General features: G+C 41.5%; 1 protein-coding gene. It reads left to right on the top strand.

Going from position 1 to position 1418, the window contains the following annotated elements; all coding sequences use genetic code 11:
• The first annotated feature begins 223 nt into the window (after positions 1-223).
• Positions 224-1369, top strand: a complete 1146-nt coding sequence (locus ESV85_RS22095) for an IS110 family transposase (protein WP_146921516.1) — start codon at positions 224-226, stop codon at positions 1367-1369.
• Positions 1370-1418: the final 49 nt, after the last annotated feature.

Raw genomic sequence — 1418 nt, 5'->3', positions numbered from 1 at the left:
AGACTCATATCTTTGGAATGAATCAAAAAAACAGAATAATGGTGTAGCCAGACTTCGAGACTAAGTACGGCAATGTCGATACTGTGCGCAAGGAATCACACCTTTATTCTTTCCTCTTCAAATCTGAATAGTACCTAAACATGGGGGCTTCATTTCTCTCAATGTTCCATACTATGAGTAAAGAATTAGGAGGGATACTGTTTTTTTTTAACCATCAAATCCCATGATAAAGTATTCTGTCGGACTGGATATTTCCAGTAAATCCATTTATGGCTGCATCTCTTCTATAGATAGTGGTCAGAGAGTAACAGTGAAATCAACCCAGAATTTTCCCAACACCAAGGCCGGCTTCAAATCCATGGATGGCTGGATGAGAAAACACAGGAAGGATGAAAACATCCCACTGGTGGTTTGTATGGAAGCTACGGGGAATTACCATGAATCCTGTGCTTTATACCTGTTTGAAAAGGGTTTTTCTGTTTCAGTGGTCTTACCTAATAAAGCGAAGAATTACCTTCGGTCATTGGGACATAAGTCAAAAAATGACAGCATAGACGCAAAAGGCCTTGCCCAGATGGGAGCAGAACAATGTCTGCGTATTTGGTCACCTTTTGGTAGGTTTTTCTATGAACTCCGATCCCTGACCAGGCATCACCAAAGCTTGCAGGAACAAAAGACTGTTGTAAAAAATCAACTCCATGCCCTAAAAAGCGGTATGTATTCCTCAAAGACGGTTGAAAAGCACCTGGAAAGCATGATCAAACTCATTGACAGGCAGCTCGAACAACTCGATACCACGATCAAGAACCACCTCCAATCCGAAGAAGAAGTTTGGGAAAAGGTCTGCAATATCTGTATGATCAAAGGAGTGGGTGTACTGACCACTGCTATCCTACTGGCCGAAACCAACGGCTTTGAGCTGTTTGAAAACACCAAGCAACTAGTCAGTTATTGTGGATATGATGTGATTGAAAACCAATCGGGAAAGCACAATGGTAAAACTAAAATCTCAAAGAAAGGAAATTCAAGAATCAGGCGTGCTATGTTCATGCCGGCATTCCAGGCTGTCACCTACCAAGTCAAACCTTTCTGCAACCTATTCAATCGGACTTTCGAAAAGCATGGCCTGAAAATGAAAAGTTATGTAGCGGTCCAAAAGAAAATCCTAACGACAATCTACGCATTATGGAAAAACAATACCGCATTTAACCAAGAGTATCAACACCAACTATCCAAAGAACAGGAGCTGGAGCTTCCCTCTCCGGTCAGCTTTGAAAAAGCTGGAAAAAGTAGTGCCGATCAAGTCGGCACTACACAAGGTAAACATCCAAGTGAACAGTCACTGCATGCTTCCTCTCCGGTATCGTAAAGGTAAAAAAAATCTAAAACTTCTAGTTTTTAAAGATAGTACCTTGCGC

The organism is Algoriphagus aquimarinus, from assembly GCF_007997215.1.
In the GTDB taxonomy this organism is placed as follows: Bacteria; Bacteroidota; Bacteroidia; order Cytophagales; family Cyclobacteriaceae; genus Algoriphagus; species Algoriphagus aquimarinus_A.
The sequence above is the reverse complement of the archived record's forward strand: the minus strand, read 5'-3'. Positions and strand labels throughout refer to the sequence as shown.